General features: G+C 61.6%; 5 protein-coding genes and 1 pseudogene. 3 read left to right on the top strand and 3 right to left on the bottom strand.

The genetic code is table 11. From position 1 onward, the window contains the following. Together EN906_RS38535 and EN906_RS37835 are read right to left on the bottom strand one after the other, a co-directional pair. Positions 1–103, bottom strand: a pseudogene (locus EN906_RS38535) (peptidase); the annotation flags it as partial. Between the two features lie 110 nt (positions 104–213). Continuing rightward, on the bottom strand, positions 214–369 hold the full coding sequence (locus EN906_RS37835; protein ID WP_164748816.1) for a hypothetical protein: 156 nt from the start codon (positions 367–369) through the stop codon (positions 214–216). Between the two features lie 225 nt (positions 370–594). Here EN906_RS37835 and EN906_RS28735 point away from each other — a divergent pair, with 225 nt between their 5' ends. The 3 genes from EN906_RS28735 (at position 595) to EN906_RS28725 (ending at position 1,947) form a co-directional block, all read left to right on the top strand. Next, on the top strand, positions 595–807 hold the full coding sequence (locus EN906_RS28735) for a cold-shock protein (protein WP_006202520.1): 213 nt from the start codon (positions 595–597) through the stop codon (positions 805–807). Positions 808–1,126: 319 nt separating this feature from the next. Beyond that, complete coding sequence (locus EN906_RS28730; protein ID WP_013530020.1) at positions 1,127–1,339, top strand: cold-shock protein; 213 nt, start codon at positions 1,127–1,129, stop codon at positions 1,337–1,339. 176 nt (positions 1,340–1,515) lie between these two features. After that, positions 1,516–1,947: a BA14K family protein gene (locus EN906_RS28725; protein WP_127268420.1), complete on the top strand. Its 432-nt coding sequence runs from the start codon at positions 1,516–1,518 to the stop codon at positions 1,945–1,947. Positions 1,948–2,173: 226 nt separating this feature from the next. On the opposite strand, the gene EN906_RS28720 is transcribed toward EN906_RS28725, so the two are convergent. Beyond that, a complete protein-coding gene (locus tag EN906_RS28720; protein ID WP_127268419.1) occupies positions 2,174–2,812 on the bottom strand; it encodes an MBL fold metallo-hydrolase in 639 nt (212 codons plus the stop codon). Positions 2,813–3,100 lie beyond the last annotated feature (288 nt).

Here is a 3,100-nt window from a genome sequence, read left to right as displayed (position 1 = left end):
GCCCTGGTCCCTCATCGACGACAACAGTGCAGGCGGCAAGAACTGCCGACAGCAACAGGATGACAAAACCCTGCCGCGAAAAGATTGCCGCCAGAAATTTCATGATGATCTCCCACGATCGGTCCCCGGTTACCGATCCTCGCCATTCCCTTGCCAAATGCAACCCCCGTTTGAGCTCGGCAACCGACAACGGCGCCTGGACCGAAAGGGAGGTCAGCGCGCCGCGATGTCTGGCCCATTCGTGGCCCGGCTCTGGCCGATGACCCGGCCGGCAAGCAAGCCTATGCCGAGCCCATCGATGCTCAGGTCAGTCGATTGATGCGTCGGGATGCGCCAGTACGGCGGCCCGCGGCGGTATCTTGCAACCATCACGTTTCCGTGCGATAAATTCCGTGTTCGGGCATTTGCGACCCGGAGAGCGGAACGTTTTGGACGACCTTTCCCCGATACTGTGAATCTCTGACGGCCCCGTTTTCGGCGGGGGGTTTGACCATGCGCCAATGCATGACTGCCGAAGCAACCACCGGGAACTGCCCTTTGCGCCAGGCGGCGGGCGGGACCACCAAAGACTGAACGGGTGAAGGAGTTTCCCCAATGGCCCAGACCGGCACCGTTAAATTCTTCAACGCGACCAAAGGCTTCGGTTTCATCACGCCCGATGGTGGCGCCAAGGATGTGTTCGTCCATATCTCCGCGATCGAAGCCTCCGGCTTGCGCACGCTCGTTGACGGCCAGAAGGTCACCTTCGACGTCGAGCCGGACCGCATGGGCAAGGGCCCCAAGGCCGTCAACCTCCGCGCAGCCTGAGCCATCGGCGCGCCGCATGTCACTCGGACGTGCGACGGAGGCTCCATGCCTGCACCTGGCCTGGAGAGGGATCTGAATTTTGAAAGGCGCGGCGATCTTCGTCGCGCCTTTTCCTTATCGAAGGCGCGGGCCGGTGATGTCGCCCAAGCCGCCAGGTTCTGGGCTACGACTTGCATAAAACAAAGACCCAAAGCGTGCCGCAACGTGCTTTAGACGCCCGCAAAACTTTCTCTTGCCGATGACGCTAAAATAAAGGACAAATTTCCACTCGGGCATTTGCCGGCCCGAGACTGGAGTTTATGGGACAAAGGAGCTTCCCATGCCGCAGACCGGCACCGTCAAATTCTTCAACCATGCCAAGGGCTTCGGCTTCATCACGCCCGATGATGGCGCGAAGGATGTTTTCGTCCATATTTCAGCCGTGCAGGCGTCCGGCCTTCCCGGCCTGGAGGATGGCCAGAAAGTGTCGTTCGACACCGAGCCGGACAAGCGCGGCAAGGGACCCAAGGCCGTCAATCTGTCGGTCGGCTGAGCCGGCTTGGACCGGCGATGGTTTTCGCTCCCTGGAGGCGTGTGACCTTTGACGCCTGTTGTGAATAAATTCGTCGAAATCCGTTCAGCCCCCGTTCAGCCACGGTTGCATATTAGTCTTTGGTAAAGCCGGACCGCATCCCCGAAACTACACGGGCCGGCACGAAGGAGACCGAGATGAACCGAATTTTCAAGACCGCCGTCCTGGCCGCTGCCGTGGTCGCCACCACGCTTTCGGCCTTGCCCGCCGCCAACGCACGTGATTGGCGCCGCCATCATGGCCATCATGGCAACGGCGATGCCATTGCCGCCGGCGTGCTCGGCCTCGCGGCCGGTGCGCTGATCGGCGGCGCATTGGCCAATGACCGCCCGCCGCCCGACGCTGACCGCTACTACGATGACGGTTACTACGATCGTGACGTGGTGGTGCGCCCGGCCCCGGTCCGCCGCTACTATGCGGAGCCGCGGGTGGTCTACGCTGATCGTTATGCCGAGCCGTGGACGCGTGATTGGTACGAATACTGCTCGGACCGCTACCGCACCTTCAATTCCCGCACCGGCACGTTCACCGGTAATGACGGCGAACAGCATTTCTGCACGGCGAACTAAACCAGGGCCTCCCTGCCCCAACAGAAAAGCGCTGACCGCAAGGCCAGCGCTTTTCTGTTTGGAGCATCACAGGATTGGGGCAGGCGAATATCGGCACGCCCTACAGCAATTCCAGGAAAAGTGTGAAACGGTTTCCCGGGAAAAGCGCGAAGCGTTTTCCCTTGGGAATTGAGTCAGAACAAAGGGTTAGAGCGGCCCCGCCGTTTCCGTGAAATGGTGAATTGCTCTAAACGAGAAAAGGATTGGTCCGCCTCTCCTCGCCAAAACGTCCGCCGGGACCGTGGCCGCAGATGAAGCCGATGTCGTCGCCGAGCGGCAGGAGCTTGTCCTTGATCGAAGCGATCAGTGCCGCATGGTCGCCACCCGGCAGGTCGGTGCGGCCGACCGAGCCGCGGAACAGCACGTCGCCGACATGGGCGAACTTGGCCGCGCGGTTGTAATATACGACGTGACCTGGTGCATGGCCGGGGCAGTGCAGCACCTCGAACACATGGCCGCCGAACGACACGGTCTCGCCTTCGGACAGGAACCGGTCGGGCACGCAGTTGCGCGCTCCGGCGATGCCGTAGCGCTTGCCTTGGTTTTCCAGATTGTCGAGCAGCGACTTGTCGGCCTCATGCGGACCGATGATCTCGACGCCGAGCGCCTCCTTCAACTCCATTGCGCCGCCGGCATGGTCGATGTGGCCATGCGTTATCCAGATCGCCCCGGCTGAGATCGCATTGTCCTTCAGCACCGCCAGCACCTTGTCGATATCGCCGCCAGGATCGACGACGACGCCATGCTTGTCATCCATGTCGAACAGGATGGTGCAATTCTGCTGGAACGGTGTGACCGGCACGATGCCGGCATTGAGCTGACCCATGATCGTCCTTTCGATGTTCACGGGTGATGTAGAGGCGCGGACAAAGGGCGTCCACCCTCGCAAGACGAACATCGGTAGCTCCGAAAACGGAAATGGGCGGCCGAAGCCGCCCATTTGAAAAGACCTTAACGGCCCGCCTACTTCTTCATGGCGCCCATGACCGCGCCGAGAATGGCGGTCAGGATCGCGCCGCCGCCGGCGCCGCCGACGATGTTCTGCAGGTTCAGCGCGCTGCCGAGACCGCTCGTTGCTGCTGCCGCAGCCGCCGGATCGACCGCACCGCCACCC

This window comes from Mesorhizobium sp. M7A.F.Ca.CA.004.06.1.1, assembly GCF_003999135.1.
In the GTDB taxonomy this organism is placed as follows: Bacteria; Pseudomonadota; Alphaproteobacteria; order Rhizobiales; family Rhizobiaceae; genus Mesorhizobium.
The sequence above is the reverse complement of the archived record's forward strand: the minus strand, read 5'-3'. Positions and strand labels throughout refer to the sequence as shown.

What these genes read in the sequence shown, in the direction of transcription:
- EN906_RS37835 (WP_164748816.1), bottom strand. Translation starts at nt 369, where the DNA reads ATGGTTGCAAGATACCGCCGCGGGCCGCCGTACTGGCGCATCCCGACG.
- EN906_RS28735 (WP_006202520.1), top strand. Translation starts at nt 595, where the DNA reads ATGGCCCAGACCGGCACCGTTAAATTCTTCAACGCGACCAAAGGCTTC.
- EN906_RS28730 (WP_013530020.1), top strand. Translation starts at nt 1,127, where the DNA reads ATGCCGCAGACCGGCACCGTCAAATTCTTCAACCATGCCAAGGGCTTC.
- EN906_RS28725 (WP_127268420.1), top strand. Translation starts at nt 1,516, where the DNA reads ATGAACCGAATTTTCAAGACCGCCGTCCTGGCCGCTGCCGTGGTCGCC.
- EN906_RS28720 (WP_127268419.1), bottom strand. Translation starts at nt 2,812, where the DNA reads ATGGGTCAGCTCAATGCCGGCATCGTGCCGGTCACACCGTTCCAGCAG.